Consider the following 24,753-nt stretch of genomic DNA (forward strand, 5'->3'; position numbering starts at 1 on the left):
AAAAAAGCGGGAATTCCCGCTTTTTTGTTTTATAGCTATTTTTTCTCTTCCTTGCAAAAGAAGATATTATTTAATAAACGCCTCTATACCCAATCTGTAGCTATCCAGGCCAAAACCACAGATCACCCCTTTACAATTCTTTGCGAGGAACGAATGATGACGAAATTCCTCTCTTTGATGGACATTGCTTATGTGAACTTCGATAACAGGTGTTGTGATTGCTGCGATTGCATCCCCGATCGCAACTGAAGTGTGAGTATACGCTCCGGCATTCAACACAATTCCATCAAATTCAAAACCGACTTCGTGTATCTTATCGATTAATCCTCCTTCAGAATTGCTTTGAAAATAGGCTAATTCCACTGTTTCAAATTGTTGTTTTAGTTCTTCAAAATAGCCCAGGAAGTCCTGGCTACCATAAATTGATTTCTCCCTTACACCCAACAAATTTAAATTTGGGCCATTCAGTACGAGGATTTTTTTCATTGGAATAACATTAGTTTTGTGCTGGTCCATTGGCTAACTAAGCGAACCCATGCCATTTTCTGTTTAAGCAAATCGTTTTTAAGTCCTAACACATCATAAGAAGGGATCGTCCACGATCGGATATTTATTCTAATTGTATCCAAGCGTCTCCCCTAATTGTCAATTTGTGCTAAAACTAAATTTAAAAATAAACTATATTGGTTTTACAGCATTTATCGCCAAAACAATATAGTTTATTTTAATTATAGATCGGTTTATAAAAATTTCTATAAATCGTTATAAATTGCCCGGAAACTCGAACGAAGTCCAAATGACACTACGCCAGATTTATTAACTACAGGTGTTTCATATTGTGCTTTTGCGTAACGTTGGGTATAACCAAGTTCTAAACGGAGGTTATACTTGGGATTAAGCACATAGGCAGCCTTAGCATCCGCATAATAGATATTATTCTTTATTCCTTGGGCAATATGATTTCCATATAGATTTGGTATTGTATTATAGGATTGGAAGATGTTACCGCCCATATTACTTCCATCAGGCAGATCAAGTCCATTTTGGGTAAACATACCCTGTAACGAAAAGTCCCATCTATCCCATGCATAATTCACAAGGCCAACAAGCTCTCTAAAGTTTGCCCCTTTCGGATGAGCCAATGGCTCGGCATTGTTACTATAGTTTGAATACGACTTAAAGTGTGCGTAAGTATATGGTCTGGCTGTATTATACTCGGCTAAAAAGTTCAGGTTTTTCACACCAAACATATCATATCCCCTGACACCAAGTTGTGCTCCCCATTTGTTATGCGCATATCCATTCCCGGCAAAAAACTCTTTCGCGGTAAACTCCCCCAATAAGAACTGACCATATGCCGTCAAATTATAGGGTAGTTTATATTTGGAAGTTAACCCCAAAAACATTTTGTCCGGCGAAGTACGATTATTATTTTCAACAGGTCGGATAAAGATAATAGGACTAATATAACTGAAATCAAAACCTCTTTTTCCAGCTTCATCCTGCGCAGCCCAAACAACAGACTGAAAAAATCCTATCGATAATTTATTGGTCACATTCCAATCCAAATATTGAAAAGCCCCCCATTTTTTACCATCCCCCAAACGTGTATTATTCTGCCCTTCCATAGGAGTTGTACCAGTCAAATCCTGTCTCGGATGCGTCGGATCATTCATGTAGGCCCAGATCGACGTATATTGAACGTTTCCTATCGTGCCGGTCAATTTCAAATGTGCATAGTTTGAAGAAAAATCCGATAACAGCATGGATCTATACCCATCCCCAATAAAGTTCTTGTCATAGGCCAACGTCGCTTGAATATACTTATGTGCGTCATAGGTCATACTGGCTGTCGCATACATCCAGTCCATTTTATTTTTGGACTGAAATTTTGTATTCCCTTGACCAGGGATTACTTTATTGGCAACGATATAGTCATCCAAATATTTGGGAAATACCGCCTGACTTTCAAATGCGGAAGTATTGAATGTAAATTTATTACCCACGTTCAATCCCACCTGAAATCCTCTGCTATTCATCCATGTCCGACGCTTGTCGCCTAACATATCCTTTCCAATATAAAGATCCGGTAAAAAATCAGCATAGAATGTATAATCTTCTTTCTCAACCTGCACCAGATGTTCATTAAAAATCTTACGCATAAACCAATTGGACGAAGAAACAGGCTTATTGGATTGGATTGAATCAAACTTGGCTAACAATAAAGAGTCTTTGATGACGAATGGTTTAGCAGCAGTGTGCATCCTCGTCTCAGTAGAATAAACCGCATCGTTCATTTTTTGATAAAAATGATACGAATAAGGCTGACTCTTGATCTGGGCAAAACCGCCGAAGGAAATACCTACCCCCATGCTTGCCAGCACAATTCGGAGTAAATTATTATTTTTTGTTATATTAAGCCTCATAAAATTATTTCAAAGATTATTTTTTCTAGCAAAATGCATTCCTAAACGCAAATTAACCGAATAAAAATGACTTTATTCCTATGTTCAGTCAATTTTATAATGCTAAATCGTATTTGCTATTCCTTTTATTCAAAAATATTTATATCTTGCATTTTAGTAAATAACCTTATAACATTAAAATCAGTCCTAGCAAGCATGAAACGCAGAACATTTATCCAAAACGCAAGCCTGTTAACCGCGGGTGCACTTACAAGCAAATTTTCATTTGCTCAAGAACATTCTTTTCCCACTGTACGAACAAGTAAAGAGAAAAGACTTTTCTCGAGCAAGGTCATCGAAGATGCAATTGTAGAATTTCAGAAAAATGTTAAAAATAAGGAACTGGCTTGGTTATTTAACAACTGCTTTCCTAATACCTTAGATACTACGGTATTTCCCTATGTTCAAAACGGAAGAAATTATACCTATGTAATTACAGGGGATATTGATGCCATGTGGTTGCGTGACAGCAGTGCACAGGTATGGCCATACCTTCCTTTTATGAAAAAGGACAAAAAACTACAGGATCTTATTGTTGGCTTAATCCAAAAGCAGAGTAAATGCATCAACATTGATCCCTATGCCAATGCATTTTATAACGATCCGACCAAAAAAGGCGAATGGTTCAGTGATCACACAAATATGAAACCTGGAATCCATGAACGAAAATGGGAAATCGATTCATTGTGTTATCCAATTCGATTAGCTTATCATTATTGGAAAGAAACGAATGACAATAGCCCGTTTAATGAAGAATGGTTAGAAGCGCAACATAAAATATATCAGACTTTTGTTGAGCAACAGCGTAAAGATAGTCTAGGCCCGTACAAATTTGAACGTACAACCTCCAGAGGCTCCGATACATTACAAGTAGATGGCTACGGATATCCTGTAAATCCAGTTGGTTTGATCTGCTCCAGTTTTCGACCGTCAGACGATTCTACCATTTTCTCCTTTCTTATTCCATCCAATTTATTTGCGATCGTTAGCCTTAGACAATCTGCCGAAATTTTGAAAAAGGTTAAAAATGAACATGAACTAGCTGTCAAAATGGAAGCTCTTGCGAATGAGGTCGAAACAGCAGTCAATACATATGGTATCATCGACCATCCGACGCTAGGCCGGATATATGCCTTTGAAGTAGACGGTTTTTCGAGCCATCTTATGATGGATGATGCAAATATTCCGAGTTTATTGGCTCTACCTTATTTAGGGGCTGTCGATCTAAATAACGAAGTTTATCAACGTACACGTAACTTTGTTTTGTCTGATAAAAATCCATTCTTTTTTAAGGGAACAGCAGCAGAAGGCATTGGCGGACCTCACATAGGAAGAGATATGATCTGGCCGATGTCCATTATTATGCGAGCGCAAACTTCGACAAATGATGACGAGATTCGCAATTGCATCAAAACGCTGGTCAATACGCATGGCGGAACTGGATTTATGCATGAGTCTTTTCATAAAAACGATCCTAAAAAATTCACAAGACATTGGTTTGCTTGGACAAATACATTATTTGGCGAATTAATTTGGAAAATATACAAAGAGAAACCATCTTTGCTTAAATAAAGCTGAAACTTGTAACACAATGTTATAAGTGGAAGAACTTATAACATTGTGTTATGGATAATTTATCAAAACCAGGTCCGATTGGCATTTTTGATTCCGGTTACGGAGGACTCTCCGTATTTAAGGAAATTCAACATCTTTTACCTCAGTACGATTATATCTATTTAGGGGACAATGCTCGGGTCCCTTATGGTACACGGTCTTTTGAAACCGTTTATAACTATACCAAACAATGTGTTTTTAAACTTTTTGATCTAGGCTGTAACCTTGTTATTCTGGCATGTAATACAGCTTCAGCAAAAGCATTAAGAACCATACAACAACATGATCTACCGCCGGGAAAGAGAGTCCTCGGCGTCATCAGACCCACTACCGAAATTGTACACAATTTTACGAAAACTAATAAGATCGGGATTTTAGCTACTACGGGAACGGTAAAATCTGAATCCTATAAAATAGAAATACATAAATTTAATCCAAAAATAGAAGTTTTTCAACATGACTGTCCTTTTTGGGTCCCTTTAGTAGAAAATAACGAAATCAATACAGAAGGCGCTCATTACTTTGTAGAAAAAGATATACGGGAACTTTTACAACAGTCCGATCAGATCGACGCTATTGTGCTTGCCTGTACCCACTATCCCTTATTGCTGCCCGTAATCAAAAAATATACACCAAGCAATATCAATATCATTTCTCAGGGTCCAATTGTTGCAAACAGCTTAAGGGACTATCTCCATCGTCATCAGGAGATTGAAACTATTTGTTCCCAAAATGGACAATTGGCCTTCTATACGACAGATGATCCAAGAGACTTTGAAAGTAAAGCAAAAATATTTTTTGGAAAGCCAATAGCCGCAAGCCACATTAGTGTTTAACAAATAAAAGGCAATGATTTTTAAAACTTTTACTTCCTGGTCTTCGTTATGTTGATAAAAAGGCTAGTACAATGAAAAAGAACTTTATAACCATTGCTTACAATCAGGATACACAACATTGTGAATCCAAAGGATTTTCAAGTATTCAGGAAAGTGCAGATTATTTTAAAACTTTCGAGACATCTGCCCAGCCTAACTATGTACCGGTGTGTATCTACAATTTAAACACAAATACGATTCTAGATATAAGTGATTATTATGTAAACAAGGAAACTGAACTCCACCGAATCGTACAACACTGCCTGGCGGAAAAATAACTCTTTTAATATTTAAAATCTATTGGCTGGCTAGCATCCTCCCTTTCTCATTAATAGAGTTATATATTTATATTATTACATTCTGTAAAATAATATTTCATTAATTTTTAATATCTTCAAGCAGATAATCAGACCAAAAAACAAGTCACAGATAATGAAAACCAAACTGACAATAAGCCTCTTAACAGTATCTTTAGGATTAACCGCATGTAATTCCAACCATGCGAATTCAAATTCGAGTTCGGATAGCAGTTCAAATACTGCAACTGATACAACAAGTTACCCTCCGGTAGAAACACAGAAGGCAAACACAAGTTATAAACCAGCATTTGCCGGACAAACGAGAATTCAGGGTGCAAAGACAAGCACGCCGTTCGAAGGTAAAGTAATTGCTGAGGGATTAAAATCTCCGTGGGGCATAACTGCGCTGCCTGATGGCCGATTATTAATCTCAGAAAAAGAGGGGAATTTTCGCATTGCAACGGCGGACGGTAAATTAAGTGACCCAATAAAAGGTTTACCTCAAGTCAATAGCAGTGGGCAAGGTGGACTTCTGGGGTTACGTCTTGATCCAAAATTCGAATCAAACCGTATGATTTATTGGGTTTTCTCTGATAATACCGCTGCTGGGACGTTGACGGCTGTTGCAAAAGGAAAACTGTCTGCAGACGAGAAATCGATAGAAAGTGCTAAGGTGATCTATCAAGCTACTCCGGCTCATAAAGGGAATCTGCATTATGGTGGTCGTATTATCTTTGATAAAGAAGGAAATATTATTTTGAGTACGGGTGAAAGATCTGATTTGGTTACAAGACCATTGGCACAAGATCTGAATGCAGCATTGGGCAAGATCTTACGCATCACCACTGAGGGACAGCCTGCTCCAGGAAATCCATTTATAGGCAAGCCAAATGTCCGTCCGGAAATTTACAGTTATGGACACCGCAATCCTCAAGGGCTTGCCTTAAATCCGGAAACCGGCGATCTTTGGGAAACCGAATTTGGTCCACGGGGCGGCGACGAGCTGAACAGAATTGAAGCTGGTAAGAATTATGGATGGCCAACGATTACATATGGTATAGAATATAAAGGCGATAAAGTTGGTGCGGGTATACAACAAAAAGACGGTCTGGAACAACCTGTCTATTATTGGGATCCGGTCCTCTCTCCTAGTGGAATTACATTCTATACCGGACAGAATATTCCAGAATGGAAGAATAATCTCTTTATTTGTGGTTTGAGCAGCATGCACATTGCCAGAATTATACTGAAGGATAACAAGGTGGTTGGAGAAGAGCGTCTACTAGGTAGTGAAGGACAACGATTTAGAGATATCACGCAGGGAAAAGATGGCGCGCTGTACGCTATTACAGATATCGGAAAATTATATAAAATTGATAAAAAATAAATTCCTTGATTCGACGCAGCCCCTCTCAAATGGGCTGCGTTTTATTTTGACTTGGCCCTCAAAAACACACTTTCAACTACTTTTATTGACCTTATTTTCTATATTTCTTTTCGAACATGACAAATATCATAGTTTGGCTCGATTATTGATCATCTATTAGCGAATCAATAAATTATTATATGGTAAAAAAAGAAAAAATGAAAAAATTATTAGAAATTAATCCCTTGTCATTCTATATGACCAACTGGGGATTCGTAAACAACACCGCCCCAAAAAGAACGCGCAAAACCTGCCAATCTTCTCCCAAAAATTAAGCGTTCTTGCTTAAACAATTCAATTAAAATTTATTAAAATCATCTGCTGATATCCTCCATACGGATATTAAGTAAGAGATTTATTTCTTTTACTAAATCCGTATGGAAAGACATTAAGCTATGCGAAAAAATAGGCCAATAAGATCACGATAATAATACAAGCAATCATAATGTATTTATTCAATTGGCTATTTTTCTCTCCTTCGTCACTTTTATAGTGATAATCTCGTTTGTTGGGCAAATTCATAAGCTTGTTTTTATTCATGATGAAGTTACGGACTTTTTTCCATATTATTCGTGATGATAAGGCTCCCCCTTCATGATGGAAAAAGCACGATAAAGCTGCTCTGTAAAAAACAAACGAATCATTTGGTGCGAAAACGTCATCTTCGATAAAGCGATTTTTGATTTTGCCCGATCGTAAATCTTTTGGTCAAACCCATAGGGGCCTCCTATAATAAATACCAAATGCTGAACACTTTGTACCATCATTTTTTCCAAATAAGCTGAAAACTCCAAGGAGCGAAATTCTTTTCCATGTTCGTCTAGCAGAACTACTAGATCTTGTGGTTGTAGCTGTTTCAAAATCAGCAAAGCCTCTTTATCTCTTTGCTGTTCAGCAGAAAGATTCTTGACATTCTTGATATCGGGAATAACGACAATACTGAAGTTCACATAAAACTTTAATCGCTTAATGTACTTTTCAATACCTTCAATTAGGTATTTGTCATCCGTCTTACCTATACAAAGTAATGTTATTTTCATCGAAATATATTATTTGTTTTTGCCATCAATAGCCAAATAAAAGCAAACTTGCTCGATCCAAAATAATGAATATCCATTAGCTTCCTGTCATTGTCGAAAAACTGTTCACCAACTTTTGTCTAAGACCTGTTATACTAAGTCTAAAAGCTACCATTCTAATAAACCCAAAGGCGCACAAAGTTCCGATTTTATTTAAAATAAAAACAATCAAAACGACAAAAAAACATTAACCCCATTTGTTCATTTAGTTTTAAAACATTTATTTTTGCGTACACCCTTAATACATCACGTTGAAAATGGATAATAACCTTGTTTTACTAGCGAAAACAAGCCGGACGCGGTAAACGAAAAAACCGAATTTAAATCATTCGGTTTTTTTCTGTTATTTAGGAATACTTATGTAAAATTAACCACTAAAATGGCGCATCATCAGGCATATCGTTCATTCGGGAGGGCATAGTAATACCTCCACTAAAACCTCCAGCACTAAAATCATCTGCAAAGTTTGGCGACGGATTCAAGGCCGAAGCAGAAAATGTAGCCGGCGCATCACCGAATCCATCTCCACCCCCCATACCCGAAAACTCATCTTCTAAATCCACAAACTTCACAAATTTACCCACAAAGCGAAGTGGAACAATTCCGGTCTCACCATTACGGTGTTTTGCAATAATAACTTCACCGACACCGGCAGTAGGACGTCCCTCTTCATCTTCTGTCAAACCATAATATTCAGGTCGATATAAGAAAAGAACCATATCAGCATCCTGTTCAATAGAACCAGACTCCCGTAAATCGGACAACATAGGACGCTTACTATTGCCCGGTCTAGACTCTACTGCACGGCTCAATTGCGACAATGCAAGCACGGGGATATTTAATTCCTTAGCTACAGACTTCAACGCGCGCGAAATACTACCAATCTCTTGTTCCCGGTTACCCCCGCCTTTACCGTCTGCTTTACCGTGCATTAACTGCAAGTAATCGACGATCACCATTTGGATATCGTATTGTGCTTTTAGACGCCTACATTTTGCTCTAAATTCGAACACGTTCAACGCCGGCGTATCATCAATAATAATAGGTGCATCAGTTAATCGACCAATTCTCGAATGTAATTGTTGCCATTCATGATCAGCAAGATTTCCTTTTTTCAATTTCTCTTGCTCAATTTCGGTTTCACCAGCGATTAGACGATTGACGAGCTGAACAGATGACATCTCCAGCGAGAATACGGCGACTGCTTTACCGTGTTCCACAGCGGCATTACGCGCGACAGAAAGTACAAATGCAGTTTTTCCCATCGCTGGACGTGCTGCAATAATAACAAGATCAGAAGGCTGCCAACCTGAAGTCATACGATCCAAGGCTGTTAAACCCGAAGGCACACCTGTCAGACCATCTGTGCGATCCCGCAGCATTTCAAGATTAGAAATCGCCTCACGCATGATATCATCCATCTTTCTTGAATCTCGTCGCAAGTTATTTTGCGCGATATCAAACAAGCTTTTTTCGGCATGATCCAAAAGATCGAAGATATCTGATGTTTCATCATATGAACTATTGATAATTTCGGTAGAAACCTTAATAAGCTCACGCTGAATATATTTTTGAGAAATAATACGGGCATGATACTCAATATTAGCTGCAGAAACCACGCGGTCTGTCAATTGCGTAATATAGTAGGCACCGCCGACCATTTCAAGAGCCCCCATCCGTCGAAGTTCCGAGGTAACTGTCAATATATCAATTGGAGAAGTCTTTTGAAAAAGACCAAAAATTGCTTCAAAGATCTTTTGATGCGATTCTTTGTAAAACGATTCTGGTTTTAGAATATCAATAATTTCACTCAGTGCATTTTTCTCCAGCATCAAAGCACCCAGGACAGCTTCTTCAAGGTCCACTGCCTGCGGCGGAAGTTTACCCAAACCGCTCACCAAATTATTTAATTTGGTACGACGTTCGCCATAATTACCCCGTTTGTTATTATCCGTGTTATTCGCTTCAAAATTACTGTCGTTCATCATGATATTATATCAGAAATATAGCTTTGCTATCCTTATAAATTTTAGATAGGATAACAAATGTATAAAAAATAAAATTCACCACCATGAGGATTTACAAACAGGGAAATTCGACGATCAGATCCGAACCCCCAAAAAGCTTTGATGGACACAGATTTACAGGATTAGTTTTCAACACCTACTGTTGAAAAGATGTTGAAAATAAAAATTTACCACTCAAAATCAATACTTTAAAAAATGTTAATAACTTAAACTATTGTGAATAAGCAAAATGGTCAAAAACAAATCAATATCCTCCACTACCATCAAAATAAACTGACTTTGATATGAAAACAAATCCCTTTTTTAGCACCGAAAAATATTCATATATTGTATCTTTGTAAAATGACGCACGATTCCTCAACACTAAAGCCCTACAAAGACACCAACGATGGGAAGAAGAAACAGGTAGCAGATATGTTTGACAATATCTCGCATTCCTATGATTTTTTGAACCATTTCATGTCTTTGGGTATTGACATTATATGGCGTAAAAAAGCCATCAATTCCTTAAAGTCCATAAAACCGCAACTGATGTTGGATGTAGCGACAGGAACTGGTGATTTTGCACTGGAATCAATTAAAATCTTGAATCCAAAAAAGATTATTGGTGTCGATATCTCCCAAGGCATGCTTGAAGTCGCCAAGAAAAAGATTGCAAGCAAGGGATTAGCGAATCAATTTGAAGTTCAGTTAGGAGATTCTGAGCGGCTTCAATTCGAAGATAATACCTTCGACGCAGTTACTGTAGCATTTGGTGTCCGCAATTTTGAAAATCTGGAAAAGGGCTTATCGGATATATACCGCGTATTAAAGCCTGGTGGGAAAGCTGTTATTTTAGAATTTTCTAATCCGAAAAAGTTCCCCATTAAACAATTGTATAATTTTTATTTCAAGTTTATCACACCAACCATTGGAAAATTCTTTTCAAAAGATTCCAGTGCATATGAATATTTACCGGAATCCGTTGCTCAATTTCCGGACGGCCAAAAGTTCGTGGCCATAAACAAAAAAGCTGGTTTTAATGAAACTATTGTTAGACCACAGACGTTTGGCATCTGTACCATCTATATTGCTACAAAATAGGGTGACCGAGGCACTGTTTTTTAGGGAAAATCTGATTAAATTTTAAATACCAACTAGTTACAATATATGACTAAAACAGTTTTTATTACAGGAGCAAGTTCCGGCATCGGTCAGGCTTGTGCCGAAGTTTTAGCGAAAGAGGGGTATAATCTTTTACTTTGCGCGCGCAGGTTAAACCGTTTAGAAACATTAAGAGATACACTACTTGCGGCCTACCCGACTATTCAGATCCATATATTTGAGCTCGATGTCCGAGATGCTGAGCAAGTTGCAAACCAAATTGAAGGTTTGCCCCCCGAATGGAAAAAAATAAATGTTCTCATCAACAATGCTGGGTTGAGCCAGGGATTAGATCCTATTCAAGATGGTGATATCGGCGATTGGGACAGAATGATTGATACCAATATCAAAGGCTTATTGTATGTAAGTAAAGCTGTGATACCCCTTATGGATACCGACAACGGCGCTCATATTGTTAATTTAGGATCTATTGCAGGGAAAGAGGTGTATCCGAATGGAAATGTGTACTGTGCCACCAAACATGCTGTCGACGCGTTGACTAAAGCGATGCGTATTGATTTGCTAACGCAAGGCGTTAAGGTAACCTCTATTGACCCCGGAATGGTAGAGACTGAGTTTTCGGAAGTTCGTTTTCATGGAGATCGAGAAAGAGCTAAAAATGTTTACAATGGTGTACAACCTCTAACAGGTAAAGATATTGCCGAAACGATTCTTTTCGTCATTACCAGACCTGCACACGTCAATATAAACGATCTCTTAATCATGCCTACAGCGCAGGCTACAGGCACACTTGTCAATCGAAAATAATTTAAATATCATGTCATTAGAAATACAAATAAATCAAGACATTAAAGCGGCAATGATCGCAAAAGACACGGCAAAATTACGTGGTTTACGTGCGATTAAAGCAGCTATCCTCTTAGCGAAAACAGAAAAAGGTCATGCAGAAGATCTTAGCCAGGAGGCGGAGATTAAAGTGTTACAAAAACTTGTCAAACAACGTCGCGAATCTGCTGAAATTTATAAGACGCAAAACCGTGAAGATCTGTATGAAATTGAAGTTGAGGAAGAAAAAGTAATCGAGGCTTACCTACCCAAACAGTTAAGCAAAGAAGAAGTTGAAACCATTGTCAAAGCAATTATCGTAGAAACAGGAGCTTCTTCCATTAAAGATATGGGTAAAGTAATGGGTGCAACAAATCAAAAGCTTGCAGGACAAGCTGATGGCAAAACAATCTCTGAAGTCGTTAAAAGTCTTCTCGCATAAAAGTTTTCAAATCACTCGAGTCAAATTAAATCGGGTATGTCTTCCCTGATATATCGATTTAATTTGACTCTTTTTTTTATTTTAATGATGGATTTTCAGTGGAACCTCAAGAAGTTTGATGAACTCAACAATAAAGAACTGTATCGTATCTTAAAGCTTCGAATGGAAGTTTTTGTTTTGGAACAAGAATGCTTATATCCTGAATTGGACGATAAGGACTTTGCTTGTCTCCATCTTTGGGCGGAACACAATGATGATATCATTGCATACACGAGATTAGTTCCCCCTGGTCTCTCCTATCCGCAGGCTTCCATCGGTCGGGTCATTGTCGCTGAGCAAGCTCGCGGAACCGGTTTGAGTCAACAATTAATGATTCATTCCATCGAATCTCTCTATAAAGAATTTGGTGAAGGCGAGATACAAATAGGCGCACAATTTCATTTAAAATCCTTTTATGAAAAATTAGGGTTTAAACAAATCTCCGAGCCCTACCCTGATTACGGAATCCTTCATATTGATATGATTAAACCCACAATTTAGTAAATTCAGGCATGCAAAACGTTGTCATCATCACGGCCGCTCTATTTGGCGGCTTCGCTATTATCCTAGGTGCATTTGGAGCCCATGCGTTCAAAAAAATCCTATCCGCTGAAAAACTGGAATCCTTTGAGGTCGGCGTGCGATATCAAATGTATGCTGCACTAACCCTATTGATTCTAGGATTCAATTTTCGGTTTGAGCTTCAGTCTGAACGAGTGGCATTTTATCTGATCACACTAGGAACTATTTTATTCTCTGTAAGTATATATTTTCTATCGTTTGCTGAATACTGGAAAAAGAATCTAAAGTTTCTTGGCCCAATTACCCCGCTCGGCGGATTGCTTATGATCGCAGGCTGGGTTGCTGTTATCGTTCGTTTTTTGTAGATTTGAAATAAATATGGCAATGATGTCTGCCCTGAACCGCCCTGATAAGCTGATGACGTCTACTATTTTAGTATAAAACAACAATTTTATATAAAGTGTAGACTTATGGCTATAACACATTCAAATCAAAGCAATCTTCATTTTTTTCTTAAATGGCTTATCTCCTGTAGTGCGATAGGTTTCATTGTCGGATCTATTTGTGCGTTTTTTCTCTTTTCCCTCAATTGGGTAACGCAGTACCGGGAGGCTCATCCTTGGATAATTTATGGACTTCCCCTAGCGGGATTTGCCATAGCGTTGTCCTATAAGTATTGGGGCGATCCATCAAGCAAAGGAAATAACCTGCTGATTGAAGAATACCTTCGTCCCCAACGCCGCATTCCGCTTATCATGGCGCCGCTTGTCTTATTCGGAACTTTACTTACACATCTGTTTGGGGGTTCGGCAGGCCGTGAAGGAACTGCTGTACAGATCGGTGGAGCAGTTTCCGATCAGCTTAATCGCTGGTTTGACTTCGATAAAACTGAACGTCGCATCTTAATTTCGATCGGCATCACTGCAGGATTCGCCGCTGTGTTTGGCACCCCGCTCGCCGGAACGATATTCGGCCTGGAAGTACTATTGATTGGCAAAAAAAGATATTTCGGTATCCTGCCCTGTTTATTTACCGCCTTTTTTGCAAACTTCAGCTGTCAATTATGGAATATTCCACACAGCCATTATCCACTTCATGATGTTATTCCAATGCTGTCCTTAACCAATATTGGATTTAGCCTTGCCGCAGGCATTCTATTTGGCGTTACAGCATGGCTTTTTACATTTGCCAGCGATTTCTTTAGCCTTCAATTCAAACGAATTAAATATCCTCTGCTTAGACCGGCGATTGGCGGTATTATTTTGGTACTTATCATTACGTTATTTCACAGCAACAGCTATATTGGACTTGGCATACCAATGATTCAGAATGCATTTGTCGATCAGTCGAATTATTATGACTTTATCATTAAATTGCTTTTAACGACTTTTACCCTTTCTGCCGGATTTAAAGGCGGAGAAGTCACCCCGCTATTTTTTATTGGGGCAACCTTGGGGAGTGCATTAAGCACCGTTATTCCACTTCCCATCAGCCTGCTGGCTGCCATGGGCTTTGTAGCCGTATTTTCAGGCGCTACAAACACCCCGCTCGCCTGTATTGTAATGGGTTATGAATTATTTGGGATTCAACCTATCTTATTTATAGCGATAGCGTGTATAGTCGCTTTTTTATTTTCCGGAAAAAAAGGAATTTATATTGCACAAAAAGGCGGTTTAAAGGAAAAATTATACCGCAGACTCAATTTATAAACAAGCAATACGCTTTCAGCTTCTTTGTCTATCTCCTTGTGTTCCATTATGGACTACTTCAAATAAACACAAGATCGGACAAAAAAACATGCTAAAAAGAAGAGTGCAGATTACAAGAATGGATAGATGACATCTGAACTACAGTAGTTTTCCGTGCAGAAAGAATGCTGCAACAGTAAAATAGATAATCAATCCGGAGACATCCACCAACGTTGCAACAAACGGCGCTGATGCTGTCGCTGGATCCAAACCGAACCGACGTAGGATAAATGGAATAAACGATCCCGACAAAGTTCCCCATAAAACAATAAACAATAAGGAAACCGCAACCGTAAAGCCAATTGAAATCCAATAAGGACCATAGTCATATAGACCAAGAAAATGCCAGGCCAATATCCGTAGAAATCCGATCGAACCTAATATCCCACCTAAAATTAAACCGGAAGAAACTTCGCGCTTCATCACATACCACCAATCTTTAAGCTTTAACTCTCCGAGCGCCATGGCACGAATAATTAAAGATGCCGCCTGCGACCCCGAATTACCTCCACTGGATATAATTAAAGGAACAAACAAAGCAAGCACAACCGCTTTTTCCAATTCCCCCTCAAAAAAGCCCATTGCTGAGGCTGTAAGCATTTCGCTAAAAAACAAAATGATTAACCAGCCAGCTCTTTTTTGAATCAATTGCAACAAGGGGGTTTTGGTATAAGCCAGATCCAATTCTTCCATCCCTCCAAATCGCTGGATATCTTCTGTATCGCGATCTTCAATTCGGTCCAACACATCATCAAATGTCACAATTCCAACCAACACCCCTGCTTCTGTAACGATAGGCAAAGCACTGCGGTCATATTTTTGAAAAATCTCGAAGGCCTCTTCCATGGGTGTAGAGGCTTTAATCGCGGCAAAATTGTAGTCAATTAAGTCGGAAATCTTAGTAGAAGAATCCGATAGTAGTAATTGACCAATTTTCAAGTCATCGATCAATACGTTTTTCTCATCAACTACATAAATAAAATTGAGCGTTTCAGCTTTCCTTCCAAAAACTTTAATATGCCGAAAGACATCATCAACAGTATAATAAGGACGAACTTGCACATACATTGGTGTCATAAGTCGGGCTATACTATCCTCTTTATATCCGATCAGCTCCAAAGCCATTTGCTTCTCGCGCTCATTCAATAGATTGATCAGATATTTAATCAGATCATCCGGCAATTCCGACAATAATTCATTCCGGGTATCCGGCTTCAAATTATTCAGCAATTCGGACAGCTCATGCTCCGTCATGGATTTGATCAACGTATATTGAACATCCATTTCAAAAAAAGAAAAGATCTCCAATCTATCCTCCAAAGGATAGTCCATAAACTCTTGATGTTGCTCCCCTTTACTTAAACGCGATATTTCTTCCGCGATATCGGCCGGGTGTAATGCTGAATTTTGTTCCATTGGAAGAAAATTTTAATGGATTTAGCGCAAAAGTAGCTTATTTTGTATTATTTTCAACAATCTGAAAAACTATTTTTTCCAATGGGAATTAGGGCCAGCTTTTCATAAAATCGTCTACCACTGCGCTGAACGGTCCATTTGACGTTCCTTGCCCATTAACTTTACAATAGCTTAAAAATTAATTAATCCAGGTGCTAGCTCTACAGGTTCAAGCCCCGCCTTAAACAACCGTGCTTTTAAACCACCTTGCAGTACAATGGTCCCGTCATTTACGTGTAGCCAGCTACCTTCACGCAAGCCTATAACAGGTTGGCTGTTCAATTGATGAAATTCCTGAATTCGCGTTTCCCTCGTCTCTCCTTTATGTGTAGAATTTGGATCTGGATCCAAATAATGTGGATTGATATTAAAAGGTAAGAAACCAAGTGCGTTAAAACTAGGCGGATAAACAATAGGCATATCATTCGTGGTTCCAATTGTTAATCCGGTCAAATTGGACCCCGCGGATGTGCCCACATATGGAATCCCCTTTGCTACTTGTACGCGCAGTTGCGGAACCAAATCCAGATCATACAGCGTTTTTAAGAGTAAAAATGTATTTCCTCCACCAATAAAAATAGCTTTAGCATCCTGAATAGCCTTCTTCATATTGTCAAACTCATGGAGCCCCCTAACCGTCACGCCCTCATCTTTCAGGGCATCTTGTACCTTAGCGGTATAAGCATCAAAGGAAATTCCTGAAGGTCTCGCAAAAGGGACAAACAGCAATTCGTCTGACTGAATAAATTCGACAAAATCGTGCTTAATATAAGCTAAAAACTCACTCCCATGGATCGTGCTTGTACTTACGACCAATAACTTGTACGCTGGATTAATCTTCATCTTCTATCGTTAAAACATTAAATAAAAAGTACCTTTGGCTTTATTAATTGCGAGGCCAAAGGTACAGTTTTCGTTCCTTACTATAGGCTATTTCTTATCAGCAGGCTTTTTTTCTGCACCCAATCTTTTATTTTCTTGCAGTGCCTTATGTAAAAGATATTCTATCTGCCCATTAACACTTCTAAACTCATCTGCAGCCCATTTTTCCAATGCTTTGTACATTTGGTCGTCTAAGCGTAGCATAAAGTTTTTCTTATCCGCCATTTCATTTCGTTTATTGGTACAACGTACCTGTATTTACAATTGGTGTCGCTGCTTTCTCTCCACAGAGTACCACCATTAAATTGCTGACCATTGCTGCTTTTTTCTCGTTATCCAGCTCTACAATATCTTTTTCGGACAGCTTTTTTAGTGCCATTTCAACCATACCTACAGCTCCATCTACAATCTTTGAGCGCGCAGCGACAATTGCAGCGGCTTGCTGTCTTTGAAGCATCGCACCAGCGATTTCTGACGCGTAGGCCAAATGGCTGATTCTTGCTTCCTTAATAATAACGCCAGCTGGCGCCAAACGATCCGACAATTCTTGTTCAAGAATATGATTTACGGTATCCCCACCTTCACGCAAGGTGATCTCCGCTCCTTCATCTTCCAAGTTATCATACGGAAAGCTTCCAGCCAAATGTCTTACTGCTGCTTCACTCTGCGTGCGTACATAAGATGTATAATTACTGACATCATAAGCAGCTTTATACGTGTCACCCACTTGCCACACGATCACTGCCCCAATCTCAATTGGGTTTCCCATCTTGTCATTTACTTTCAGCGTCTGTCCTTGCAGATTATCCGAACGAAGACTTATTTTAATCGTCGAATACAACGGATTGACAAAAAACAAACCATTTTCCTTAACGGTACCTACATATTTTCCGAAGAAATTCAGCACACGTGAATGATTTGGATTAATAATCATCAATCCCTTTAAAATAAAAAAAGTAGCAATCATTAATACCACTCCCAATACAACATACAGCGAACTTTCTTCTACGCTCGCAAATGAAAATATAGCTGCCACAAACGAGACAACAGCTATCAATAAAGCTAAATAGCCTGACATTGGTTTAATTAGTTTTTCCATAATTGTTAATATATATTTGATATCATTTTAATATCATAAATATACTACAATAATTTTCATATTTCAAAGGAAAATTTAAAATTGCTATTTTTGATCATGCGCAAAAAATCCTTTCTACCCTTAGTCAATTCGACGACAGAAATACTCATCCTTGGCTCGTTGCCCGGAGATAAATCTCTGGCAGAAAATGAATATTATGCACATCCACAAAATCGCTTTTGGAAAGTAATCACCAATTTGTTCAATGCACCGGAACAAACAAATTATACGGAGAAGATAGATTTATTACTCAAAAACAACATTGGTCTTTGGGATGTTTGTGCGGAAGCCTCTCGTCCCGGCAGTATGGATTTAGCCATACAAAATGAAGTTCCGAATCCGATTGACGAGCTGCTGCAAACCTTTCCCACAATCACACAAATTATTTTTAACGGACAAAAAGCGTACAGTTTGTATTTAAAGCATTTCAACAAACGAGAAGACATTATGTACAGATGCTTACCCAGCACAAGTCCGGCCAATGCGAAAAGTAATCTCGAAAATCTAATTCAACATTGGCGCATAATAATAAGTGATTAAATTACACGAATTAGGTTCGTTAATTCAGTCCTATTGCTTATTTTTGCCCTAAGATGTCAGATTTAAAATACAATCAACGAGGCGTATCCGCAGGGAAAGAGGATGTGCACAATGCGATAAAAAATATAGATAAGGGTCTGTTTCCCAAAGCATTTTGCAAAATAATTCCAGATATTTTGGGTGGAGATCCAGACTGGTGTAATATTATGCATGCGGATGGTGCTGGTACCAAATCTTCATTGGCTTATGTATACTGGAAGGAAACCGGTGATATTTCAGTGTGGAAAGGTATAGCACAGGATGCAATTATCATGAATATTGACGACTTGCTTTGCGTGGGAGCCATCGATAACATTCTTTTATCCTCAACGATTGGCAGAAATAAAAATCTTATTCCTGGAGAGGTGATCGCAGAAATCATCAATGGCACAGAAGAGATTCTATCTGAACTTCGGGATTTGGGAATTGGCATCTATTCTACAGGAGGTGAAACGGCCGACGTTGGCGACCTTGTTCGCACCATCATTGTTGATAGTACGGTGACCTGTCGTATGAAACGTGAAGACGTCATTTCAAATCATCGCATCAAAGGTGGCAATGTAATTGTTGGATTGGCATCGAATGGAAAAGCAACCTATGAACAGACGTACAATGGCGGAATGGGTTCCAATGGACTAACTTCTGCACGTCATGATGTATTTAACAAAAAAGTAGCTGAAAAATATCCTGAAGCGTATGATCCAGCTGTTCCTTACGAACTAGTTTTCGCTGGAAGCCAGGACCTCACCAATGAAATCGAAGTTGAAACAGGAGAAAAAATAACTGCGGGTAAGCTTGTTCTTTCGGCGACGCGTACTTATGCGCCTGTTATCAAACAAATACTGGACAAGTATCGTTCACAAATCGACGGAATGGTGCATTGCTCAGGTGGAGCGCAAACAAAGGTTTTACACTTCGTTGATAATGTGCATGTCATCAAAGATAATCTTTTCCCGATCCCACCTCTTTTTGAATTAATACAGAAAGAATCCAATACAGACTGGAAAGAAATGTACAAAGTATTTAATATGGGACATCGTATGGAATTATATGTACCGGAATCAATTGCATCGGATATCATTGCTATTTCAGAGTCGTTTGGCATTCCGGCTCAAATCATAGGTCGCGTGGAAGAATCTACTGCTAAAAAAGTTACTATAACCTCTCCTTACGGAGAATTTATCTACGAATAAAAGATTTTCATCCCTGTCCCCTGCTTATACAGGCGACAGGGCTATTTTTTCAATTTGGTATAAATGAAAGAGAAACTTCTTGTGGGCTGGAAAGAGACCCTTGATTTACCTGAATTGGGAATATATGGTATAGAAGCAAAAGTCGATACCGGTGCTGCTTCATCGGTACTACATTGCAATTCGTACGAGATCGTTAAGGAAGATGGTCAGGATTGGATTATCTGTGAACTTATAACAAATTTTGGGACAAAAGAAACAAAAACACTGAAGTTAAAACTCTATAGGACAAAACTCGTGAAAAGTTCTTTTGGCCAAGAAGAAAAGCGTTACTATATCCGCACAACAGCAACATTATATAACCAAGTATTTAGCATTAAGATCTCCTTTAGAAATAGATCACAAATGACCTATCCTATGCTGTTGGGTAAAAATTTCTTAAACAAAAGATTTTTGGTCGATGTTTCCAAAGAAAATCTGTCGACGAAGACCCTGGTAAAATAAAACAATTAGCCAAGCTATTTTGTTATCTTAGCACAAAATATATTCAATATACAAATCGTGAAAATTGCCGTATTATCGACAGTAAAGAGTTTATACTCAACTCGTCGTCTCGTAGAAGCCGCACAACAAAGAGGACACGAATGTGTTGTCATCGATCACAGCAAATGTTATGTAGGCATTCAACAAGGTAAACCCAGTATTCATTACAAAGGACAGGATCTAAGTGATATTGATGCCATTATTCCCCGGATAGGAGCGTCGGTAACATTCTATGGATCTGCTATCGTTAGACAATTTGAGGTGATGGATGTGATTTCCGCAAATCCCAGTCAAGCTATTACGCGATCTCGGGATAAATTAAGATGTCTACAAATTTTATCCGGTGCAGGTATCGGACTCCCGATTACAGGATTTGCACGAACAGCCTCCGATGTGGACGACCTGATTAGTATGGTCGGTGGAGCTCCATTAGTGATCAAATTATTAGAAGGAACCCAAGGTATTGGTGTGGTACTTGCCGAAACCAAAAAAGCGGCCTCTTCTGTTATAGAAGCGTTCTACGGCCTGGGTAATAACATCCTGATCCAAGAGTTCATCAAAGAGTCTAAAGGCTCTGATATTCGCGCATTCGTGGTTGACGGCAAAGTTGTTGGAGCGATGAAACGCACGGCGAAAGAGGGTGAGTTTAGATCAAATATCCATCGGGGTGGCACCGCTCAGATTATCCGGTTAAGTAAAGCTGAAAGAGAAACAGCAATTGCGGCTGCGGCACAGCTAGGACTCACGGTTTGTGGTGTAGATATGATTCCTTCTGACAGAGGCCCTTTAGTACTCGAAGTTAATTCATCTCCAGGTTTGGAAGGAATTGAGAAAGCGACAAAAAAAGATATTGCCTCAGAAATTATACAATATATTGAGAGACAATATGAAGCAAAGCAAGCTCAAATGCCTAAAGTCGTTAAGAAAAAGAAAAAAAGAGAAAGTAAATTATAAGGTTACTGAATGAGCAATTAAAAGGGGGAGCGGTATATACTGCTCCCCCTTTTAATTGCTAAATAACCTAAACTCAACTAAAGTCGAATTTTCAATACTTCTTAAATTCGCCTACCGTTGCTTCCAATTTTTACTTATCTTACGCTAAATTATAAATTAATGAAAAGATTTAGCCATCTTCTATTTGCCTTTGTACTCGTACTAGCTGCATTTTCCTGGTCTTTTAGCCAAACAACTATTCAAAAGACGGCATCGCCAACTTGGCTCCGGCCCATTACAAAAAAGGCCATAAAGCCAAATTTGGATGATATTAGTGATGGATATTACTACGAGCTAATCGAACATCAAATAAACTTGGCTACCCAAACAAAATATTATAAGGACATAAAAGTTCTATTTGATCAGACTGGAATCGAAAATCTGGGACAAATTCAGGTAACCTTTGACCCGCATTTTCAAAAACTTCAACTACATGAGTTAAAGGTTATTCGCAACGGCAAGGATATTAATCTACTACCGCAAGCAAAATTTAAGCTCCTTGCCTCCGAAACGGAGCTTTCGAGATCTATCTACAACGGAAGTCAAATGGCCCATTATGTTTTGGAGGATTTACGTAAAGACGACAAGATTGTATTTGCTTATTCAATAATAGGTGTAAATCCAGTATTTGAACAGAAATTTTTCGACAGCTATTACTTACAGGGATATGAACCTACAGGTCTTGTCCATCTCAACTATATTGTACCCAATGGCCGCAAACTTCAGTTTAAGAGTTTCAATGGCGCTCCTGAAGTGCAGCAACAGTCAACAGGAAATACAACAAATTTCTTCTGGGAGCTGACGGCGGACAAAACGGTTCAATACGAAGATTATAGCCCGTCATGGTACAGCCCTTTAAAATATATCCAATGCACGGAATTTAATACCTGGCAGGAAGTTGATCAATGGAACCGTAAAATTAATCCCATTCCGCAAATAGCAACGACAAGTACACTGCAAACCTTCGTCAACCAACTTTGGAAAGAGTCCAATGGACAGCCCTATGCATACCTGAAAAAAGCCTGCGACTTTGTACAAAATGAGATACGTTATATGGGTATTGAGATGGGAGAATATTCGCACCGGGCAAATGTTCCAGAAAAAGTATTTTCCCAGCGCTACGGCGATTGCAAGGATAAATCAATGCTGCTGGCTACAATGCTCAAAAACAAGAATATTGATGTAGGACTCGTATTAGCCAATACCTATAAGAATAGAGGCCTGCAGGAAGAGCTCCCCTCGCCCTATGCTTTCAACCATATGGTTATTGAAGTTAATATTGGTGGACGTTCCCAATATATTGACCCCACCATAACTCAGCAGGGTGGAGATATCAAAAACAGGTATTTCCCAGCTTATGGAAAAGTACTCTCCACCATGGGTAGTGGAAAGCTTACAGACGTACCGCAGCATGTTACCGGCAATATTAAAGTCAAGGAAACCTTGACACTGGAAGGCAAATTTGAGGCTACCCTGGATGTCCACACAACTTATGTTGGAAATGAGGCGGACGATATGCGCACTTATTTTCAAAGTAGCGCCAAAAATGACATACAGAAGCAATACTTAGAGTATTATACAAAGATCTACCCCAAGATCAATAAAATTGGTCATATACAATACAAAGATGATATGGAAAATAATATTGTGGAGGTCATCGAAAAGTATAAAATAAAGAACATTGGAAAGAAGGAAAGCGGATCTACAAAAAAATATATTCCTTTGTTGGGAACAAATATCAATGAAAAGCTTCCAGAGATTATGGAGGATCGTATAGCTCCCCTAAGCCTTTCTTTTCCAACAGATCTAACCTACGAAATGTATATTGTCAACAAAGGCAAAAAGGAATTTGGTAATTACAGGGACAATAGTTATTTTGACAGGACTGCGTATGTCTTCGGTAAAACACTGGAAGTAAATCAAGATAGTATTAAGCTCGCATACACGTTAAGTTTCCACGAACCCTTTGTCGAACAAAAAGACCTGAAACAGTATTATACAGATTTTGCAGATCGTGATGATATCTTTTATAATGGCTTTTATCTTGACAATGACGGATATGTAACAGATGGGATACCTCGCTTAGGAACCCCTTCTTCAGTCAATGAAATTAATTGGTTTATTCTAATCCTATTCGTTCTTCTGGTGCCAGCCATCATCTGGTATATTGTTAAAAAGTATAATAAAACCAGAGCTTTTATCATCAAACCCTATGACGAGATCTATCACGATCAGATCGGCGGATGGATGATCGTGCTGCTTATTGTACTATTTATAAATATAGTGACCCTATCCGGTATATTTTTCTTCCAGCAGTCCTTCTTTAATTTAAATACTTGGCAGGCGGCAGATCAGCTGGAAGGTGTTTCCCCCTTTTTATACAGAACTTTACTATTATTAGAAATAATCGGTAATATATTGGTACTAGCGGGTTTGATTTATAGCTGCATCTTGCTGGTCAAGAAACGCGATATTTTCGCTCAGACCTTCTTTATGGTTGCACTATTTATGGCCGTATTCTGTACTATTGATGGAATTGTATCCCATCTTATGTTCAAAAGTTATTTTGATAAAACAGAAGACTTGTTCACACATTATAAAGATACTATAAAATCAATTTTTTTCTTCTGTATTTGGGGAACTTACGTCTATAAATCGGAACGTGTAAAAGGCACCTGTATTCGGACGTATCAGAACGATGAGATTATTCAGAAGGCTGCGACAGTTCATCCTTTTGATCAAGATTTTCTAAAGCCTTATTCAATTACAAAACAAAGAGAAAACGAAGCTGAGGCGGAATTTCAATCCCAGGGTGATAGAGCCAATAGCAGTCATCCCGAGGATCATCCAGATAAACCATAGTTGCCACCTCGCGTAAAAATGGTTTCGTAAATAATATACGAAACCATTTTTTATGAAAATATGATTTACATTATTTCATCTTCATCACCATATTATCCGCGCCTTCAGTAGACACTTTTACCTGACCAGATTTGTTCTTCGTAGACTTATAATGGACATGGTTTTTGACTCCCTCAATCTGAACGGTCTCTACTGAACCAATATTGACCCTATTGTCTGCTCCCTCTATCGTTACCGTTGCGATGTCATTGCCTGTTACTGTATTCCCCTTCCCCTCAATAATCAATTTGCTCACATTGCCACGAATCACAACTTTATTGTCAGCTCCTTCTATTTGTACGATCTCTCCTCCTTTGGCCTCTATTGTACGGTTATTGTTTACCCCTTCAATCGAGATAACTTTTCCCTGTTGATTAACCACATCGTTCGTTAGAGCCTTGGAAAATGGCTCTTTGGCCGCTATAACCAAGCTTCCGATCAAAAGAAGCGAAAATCCAAATGTAATTGTTCTTAGTTTCATAATGCTCTATTTTCTACAGTTCAACAAAAATCAAACCTAATTTCAGATTTAAAAGGGATATGAGCTGTAATATACTACGTCAATGCCTCAAAAGTATAATTGGGGAATAAGAAATAAAATGAAATA

25 protein-coding genes and 1 riboswitch are annotated in these 24,753 nt (G+C 38.6%); of the genes, 15 read left to right on the forward strand and 10 right to left on the reverse strand.

Annotation, left to right across the window (positions count from 1 at the left end):
• Window positions 1-66: 66 nt before the first annotated feature.
• Complete coding sequence (aroQ, locus tag B4Z90_RS01555) at window positions 67-486, reverse strand: type II 3-dehydroquinate dehydratase (protein ID WP_286801246.1); 420 nt, start codon at window positions 484-486, stop codon at window positions 67-69.
• Between the two features lie 266 nt (window positions 487-752).
• Window positions 753-2,426: a gliding motility protein RemB gene (locus B4Z90_RS01560; RefSeq protein WP_286801247.1), complete on the reverse strand. Its 1,674-nt coding sequence runs from the start codon at window positions 2,424-2,426 to the stop codon at window positions 753-755.
• 195 nt (window positions 2,427-2,621) lie between these two features.
• On the opposite strand from B4Z90_RS01560, the gene B4Z90_RS01565 reads away from it, so the two are divergent.
• The 4 genes from B4Z90_RS01565 to B4Z90_RS01580 all read left to right on the forward strand — a co-directional run bounded on the left by B4Z90_RS01565 (window position 2,622) and on the right by B4Z90_RS01580 (window position 6,640).
• Window positions 2,622-4,037: a glycoside hydrolase family 125 protein gene (locus B4Z90_RS01565; protein WP_286801248.1), complete on the forward strand. Its 1,416-nt coding sequence runs from the start codon at window positions 2,622-2,624 to the stop codon at window positions 4,035-4,037.
• Between the two features lie 53 nt (window positions 4,038-4,090).
• Window positions 4,091-4,915: a glutamate racemase gene (gene murI / locus B4Z90_RS01570; RefSeq protein ID WP_286801249.1), complete on the forward strand. Its 825-nt coding sequence runs from the start codon at window positions 4,091-4,093 to the stop codon at window positions 4,913-4,915.
• A gap of 71 nt (window positions 4,916-4,986) precedes the next feature.
• Window positions 4,987-5,232 carry a hypothetical protein gene (locus tag B4Z90_RS01575; protein WP_286801250.1) on the forward strand — a complete coding sequence of 82 codons (246 nt, stop codon included), beginning with the start codon at window positions 4,987-4,989 and terminating at the stop codon, window positions 5,230-5,232.
• 154 nt (window positions 5,233-5,386) lie between these two features.
• The gene (locus B4Z90_RS01580; protein WP_201638990.1) at window positions 5,387-6,640 is read left to right on the forward strand and encodes a PQQ-dependent sugar dehydrogenase; all 1,254 of its coding nucleotides are present in this window, start codon (window positions 5,387-5,389) and stop codon (window positions 6,638-6,640) included.
• 432 nt (window positions 6,641-7,072) lie between these two features.
• Here the strand turns inward: B4Z90_RS01580 and B4Z90_RS01585 are convergent, their stop codons facing one another.
• The 3 genes from B4Z90_RS01585 to dnaB form a co-directional block, all read right to left on the reverse strand.
• Window positions 7,073-7,219, reverse strand: a complete 147-nt coding sequence (locus B4Z90_RS01585; RefSeq protein WP_172462499.1) for a hypothetical protein — start codon at window positions 7,217-7,219, stop codon at window positions 7,073-7,075.
• Between the two features lie 26 nt (window positions 7,220-7,245).
• Window positions 7,246-7,719: a 23S rRNA (pseudouridine(1915)-N(3))-methyltransferase RlmH gene (rlmH, locus tag B4Z90_RS01590; protein ID WP_286801251.1), complete on the reverse strand. Its 474-nt coding sequence runs from the start codon at window positions 7,717-7,719 to the stop codon at window positions 7,246-7,248.
• Window positions 7,720-8,132: 413 nt separating this feature from the next.
• Window positions 8,133-9,743 (reverse strand): replicative DNA helicase, encoded by a 1,611-nt coding sequence (gene dnaB / locus B4Z90_RS01595; protein ID WP_370445164.1) that lies wholly within the window; start codon window positions 9,741-9,743, stop codon window positions 8,133-8,135.
• Between the two features lie 384 nt (window positions 9,744-10,127).
• Between dnaB and ubiE the strand changes: the two genes are divergently transcribed.
• The 6 genes from ubiE to B4Z90_RS01625 all read left to right on the forward strand — a co-directional run bounded on the left by ubiE (window position 10,128) and on the right by B4Z90_RS01625 (window position 14,426).
• Window positions 10,128-10,868, forward strand: coding sequence for a bifunctional demethylmenaquinone methyltransferase/2-methoxy-6-polyprenyl-1,4-benzoquinol methylase UbiE (gene ubiE / locus B4Z90_RS01600; RefSeq protein ID WP_112376154.1), 741 nt, complete (start codon window positions 10,128-10,130; stop codon window positions 10,866-10,868).
• A gap of 66 nt (window positions 10,869-10,934) precedes the next feature.
• On the forward strand, window positions 10,935-11,696 hold the full coding sequence (locus B4Z90_RS01605) for an SDR family oxidoreductase (protein ID WP_115050727.1): 762 nt from the start codon (window positions 10,935-10,937) through the stop codon (window positions 11,694-11,696).
• Window positions 11,697-11,706: 10 nt separating this feature from the next.
• Entirely contained in the window at window positions 11,707-12,156 is a 450-nt protein-coding gene (locus B4Z90_RS01610) for a GatB/YqeY domain-containing protein (RefSeq protein ID WP_070565629.1), read from the forward strand.
• 36 nt (window positions 12,157-12,192) lie between these two features.
• Window positions 12,193-12,696, forward strand: coding sequence for a GNAT family N-acetyltransferase (locus B4Z90_RS01615; RefSeq protein ID WP_236560229.1), 504 nt, complete (start codon window positions 12,193-12,195; stop codon window positions 12,694-12,696).
• Between the two features lie 11 nt (window positions 12,697-12,707).
• Window positions 12,708-13,082, forward strand: a complete 375-nt coding sequence (locus B4Z90_RS01620) for a DUF423 domain-containing protein (RefSeq protein WP_115050725.1) — start codon at window positions 12,708-12,710, stop codon at window positions 13,080-13,082.
• A gap of 6 nt (window positions 13,083-13,088) precedes the next feature.
• A riboswitch (Fluoride riboswitch) is annotated at window positions 13,089-13,151 on the forward strand.
• 36 nt (window positions 13,152-13,187) lie between these two features.
• Window positions 13,188-14,426 carry a voltage-gated chloride channel family protein gene (locus B4Z90_RS01625; RefSeq protein ID WP_286801253.1) on the forward strand — a complete coding sequence of 413 codons (1,239 nt, stop codon included), beginning with the start codon at window positions 13,188-13,190 and terminating at the stop codon, window positions 14,424-14,426.
• Window positions 14,427-14,564: 138 nt separating this feature from the next.
• Here the strand turns inward: B4Z90_RS01625 and mgtE are convergent, their stop codons facing one another.
• The 4 genes from mgtE to B4Z90_RS01645 form a co-directional block, all read right to left on the reverse strand.
• Window positions 14,565-15,881, reverse strand: coding sequence for a magnesium transporter (mgtE, locus tag B4Z90_RS01630; RefSeq protein ID WP_070565637.1), 1,317 nt, complete (start codon window positions 15,879-15,881; stop codon window positions 14,565-14,567).
• Between the two features lie 171 nt (window positions 15,882-16,052).
• Window positions 16,053-16,763, reverse strand: a complete 711-nt coding sequence (gene pepE, locus B4Z90_RS01635) for a dipeptidase PepE (RefSeq protein ID WP_070565639.1) — start codon at window positions 16,761-16,763, stop codon at window positions 16,053-16,055.
• A gap of 87 nt (window positions 16,764-16,850) precedes the next feature.
• Window positions 16,851-17,027, reverse strand: coding sequence for a ribbon-helix-helix domain-containing protein (locus tag B4Z90_RS01640; protein WP_070565641.1), 177 nt, complete (start codon window positions 17,025-17,027; stop codon window positions 16,851-16,853).
• A gap of 10 nt (window positions 17,028-17,037) precedes the next feature.
• Entirely contained in the window at window positions 17,038-17,901 is an 864-nt protein-coding gene (locus B4Z90_RS01645; RefSeq protein ID WP_286801254.1) for an SPFH domain-containing protein, read from the reverse strand.
• A gap of 96 nt (window positions 17,902-17,997) precedes the next feature.
• Between B4Z90_RS01645 and B4Z90_RS01650 the strand changes: the two genes are divergently transcribed.
• From B4Z90_RS01650 to B4Z90_RS01670, 5 genes are all read left to right on the forward strand, one after another.
• Entirely contained in the window at window positions 17,998-18,480 is a 483-nt protein-coding gene (locus B4Z90_RS01650) for a DNA-deoxyinosine glycosylase (RefSeq protein WP_070565645.1), read from the forward strand.
• A gap of 53 nt (window positions 18,481-18,533) precedes the next feature.
• Complete coding sequence (locus B4Z90_RS01655; RefSeq protein WP_115050721.1) at window positions 18,534-19,712, forward strand: AIR synthase related protein; 1,179 nt, start codon at window positions 18,534-18,536, stop codon at window positions 19,710-19,712.
• 63 nt (window positions 19,713-19,775) lie between these two features.
• Window positions 19,776-20,213, forward strand: a complete 438-nt coding sequence (locus tag B4Z90_RS01660; protein ID WP_070565649.1) for an ATP-dependent zinc protease — start codon at window positions 19,776-19,778, stop codon at window positions 20,211-20,213.
• Window positions 20,214-20,270: 57 nt separating this feature from the next.
• Entirely contained in the window at window positions 20,271-21,206 is a 936-nt protein-coding gene (gene rimK / locus B4Z90_RS01665; protein ID WP_070565651.1) for a 30S ribosomal protein S6--L-glutamate ligase, read from the forward strand.
• 159 nt (window positions 21,207-21,365) lie between these two features.
• On the forward strand, window positions 21,366-24,107 hold the full coding sequence (locus B4Z90_RS01670) for a DUF3857 domain-containing protein (RefSeq protein WP_286801257.1): 2,742 nt from the start codon (window positions 21,366-21,368) through the stop codon (window positions 24,105-24,107).
• Between the two features lie 70 nt (window positions 24,108-24,177).
• Here the strand turns inward: B4Z90_RS01670 and B4Z90_RS01675 are convergent, their stop codons facing one another.
• A complete protein-coding gene (locus B4Z90_RS01675; protein WP_070565655.1) occupies window positions 24,178-24,627 on the reverse strand; it encodes a DUF3060 domain-containing protein in 450 nt (149 codons plus the stop codon).
• Window positions 24,628-24,753: the final 126 nt, after the last annotated feature.

Origin of the sequence: Sphingobacterium sp. UBA5639 (assembly GCF_002421245.1) — a bacterium.
Taxonomy (GTDB): Bacteria; Bacteroidota; Bacteroidia; order Sphingobacteriales; family Sphingobacteriaceae; genus Sphingobacterium; species Sphingobacterium multivorum.

Coding starts and splice junctions, on each gene's coding strand:
- aroQ (WP_286801246.1), bottom strand. CDS start 486: ATGAAAAAAATCCTCGTACTGAATGGCCCAAATTTAAATTTGTTGGGT.
- B4Z90_RS01560 (WP_286801247.1), bottom strand. CDS start 2,426: ATGAGGCTTAATATAACAAAAAATAATAATTTACTCCGAATTGTGCTG.
- B4Z90_RS01565 (WP_286801248.1), top strand. CDS start 2,622: ATGAAACGCAGAACATTTATCCAAAACGCAAGCCTGTTAACCGCGGGT.
- murI (WP_286801249.1), top strand. CDS start 4,091: ATGGATAATTTATCAAAACCAGGTCCGATTGGCATTTTTGATTCCGGT.
- B4Z90_RS01575 (WP_286801250.1), top strand. CDS start 4,987: ATGAAAAAGAACTTTATAACCATTGCTTACAATCAGGATACACAACAT.
- B4Z90_RS01580 (WP_201638990.1), top strand. CDS start 5,387: ATGAAAACCAAACTGACAATAAGCCTCTTAACAGTATCTTTAGGATTA.
- B4Z90_RS01585 (WP_172462499.1), bottom strand. CDS start 7,219: ATGAATAAAAACAAGCTTATGAATTTGCCCAACAAACGAGATTATCAC.
- rlmH (WP_286801251.1), bottom strand. CDS start 7,719: ATGAAAATAACATTACTTTGTATAGGTAAGACGGATGACAAATACCTA.
- dnaB (WP_370445164.1), bottom strand. CDS start 9,743: ATGAACGACAGTAATTTTGAAGCGAATAACACGGATAATAACAAACGG.
- ubiE (WP_112376154.1), top strand. CDS start 10,128: ATGACGCACGATTCCTCAACACTAAAGCCCTACAAAGACACCAACGAT.
- B4Z90_RS01605 (WP_115050727.1), top strand. CDS start 10,935: ATGACTAAAACAGTTTTTATTACAGGAGCAAGTTCCGGCATCGGTCAG.
- B4Z90_RS01610 (WP_070565629.1), top strand. CDS start 11,707: ATGTCATTAGAAATACAAATAAATCAAGACATTAAAGCGGCAATGATC.
- B4Z90_RS01615 (WP_236560229.1), top strand. CDS start 12,193: ATGTCTTCCCTGATATATCGATTTAATTTGACTCTTTTTTTTATTTTA.
- B4Z90_RS01620 (WP_115050725.1), top strand. CDS start 12,708: ATGCAAAACGTTGTCATCATCACGGCCGCTCTATTTGGCGGCTTCGCT.
- B4Z90_RS01625 (WP_286801253.1), top strand. CDS start 13,188: ATGGCTATAACACATTCAAATCAAAGCAATCTTCATTTTTTTCTTAAA.
- mgtE (WP_070565637.1), bottom strand. CDS start 15,881: ATGGAACAAAATTCAGCATTACACCCGGCCGATATCGCGGAAGAAATA.
- pepE (WP_070565639.1), bottom strand. CDS start 16,763: ATGAAGATTAATCCAGCGTACAAGTTATTGGTCGTAAGTACAAGCACG.
- B4Z90_RS01640 (WP_070565641.1), bottom strand. CDS start 17,027: ATGGCGGATAAGAAAAACTTTATGCTACGCTTAGACGACCAAATGTAC.
- B4Z90_RS01645 (WP_286801254.1), bottom strand. CDS start 17,901: ATGGAAAAACTAATTAAACCAATGTCAGGCTATTTAGCTTTATTGATA.
- B4Z90_RS01650 (WP_070565645.1), top strand. CDS start 17,998: ATGCGCAAAAAATCCTTTCTACCCTTAGTCAATTCGACGACAGAAATA.
- B4Z90_RS01655 (WP_115050721.1), top strand. CDS start 18,534: ATGTCAGATTTAAAATACAATCAACGAGGCGTATCCGCAGGGAAAGAG.
- B4Z90_RS01660 (WP_070565649.1), top strand. CDS start 19,776: ATGAAAGAGAAACTTCTTGTGGGCTGGAAAGAGACCCTTGATTTACCT.
- B4Z90_RS01670 (WP_286801257.1), top strand. CDS start 21,366: ATGAAAAGATTTAGCCATCTTCTATTTGCCTTTGTACTCGTACTAGCT.
- B4Z90_RS01675 (WP_070565655.1), bottom strand. CDS start 24,627: ATGAAACTAAGAACAATTACATTTGGATTTTCGCTTCTTTTGATCGGA.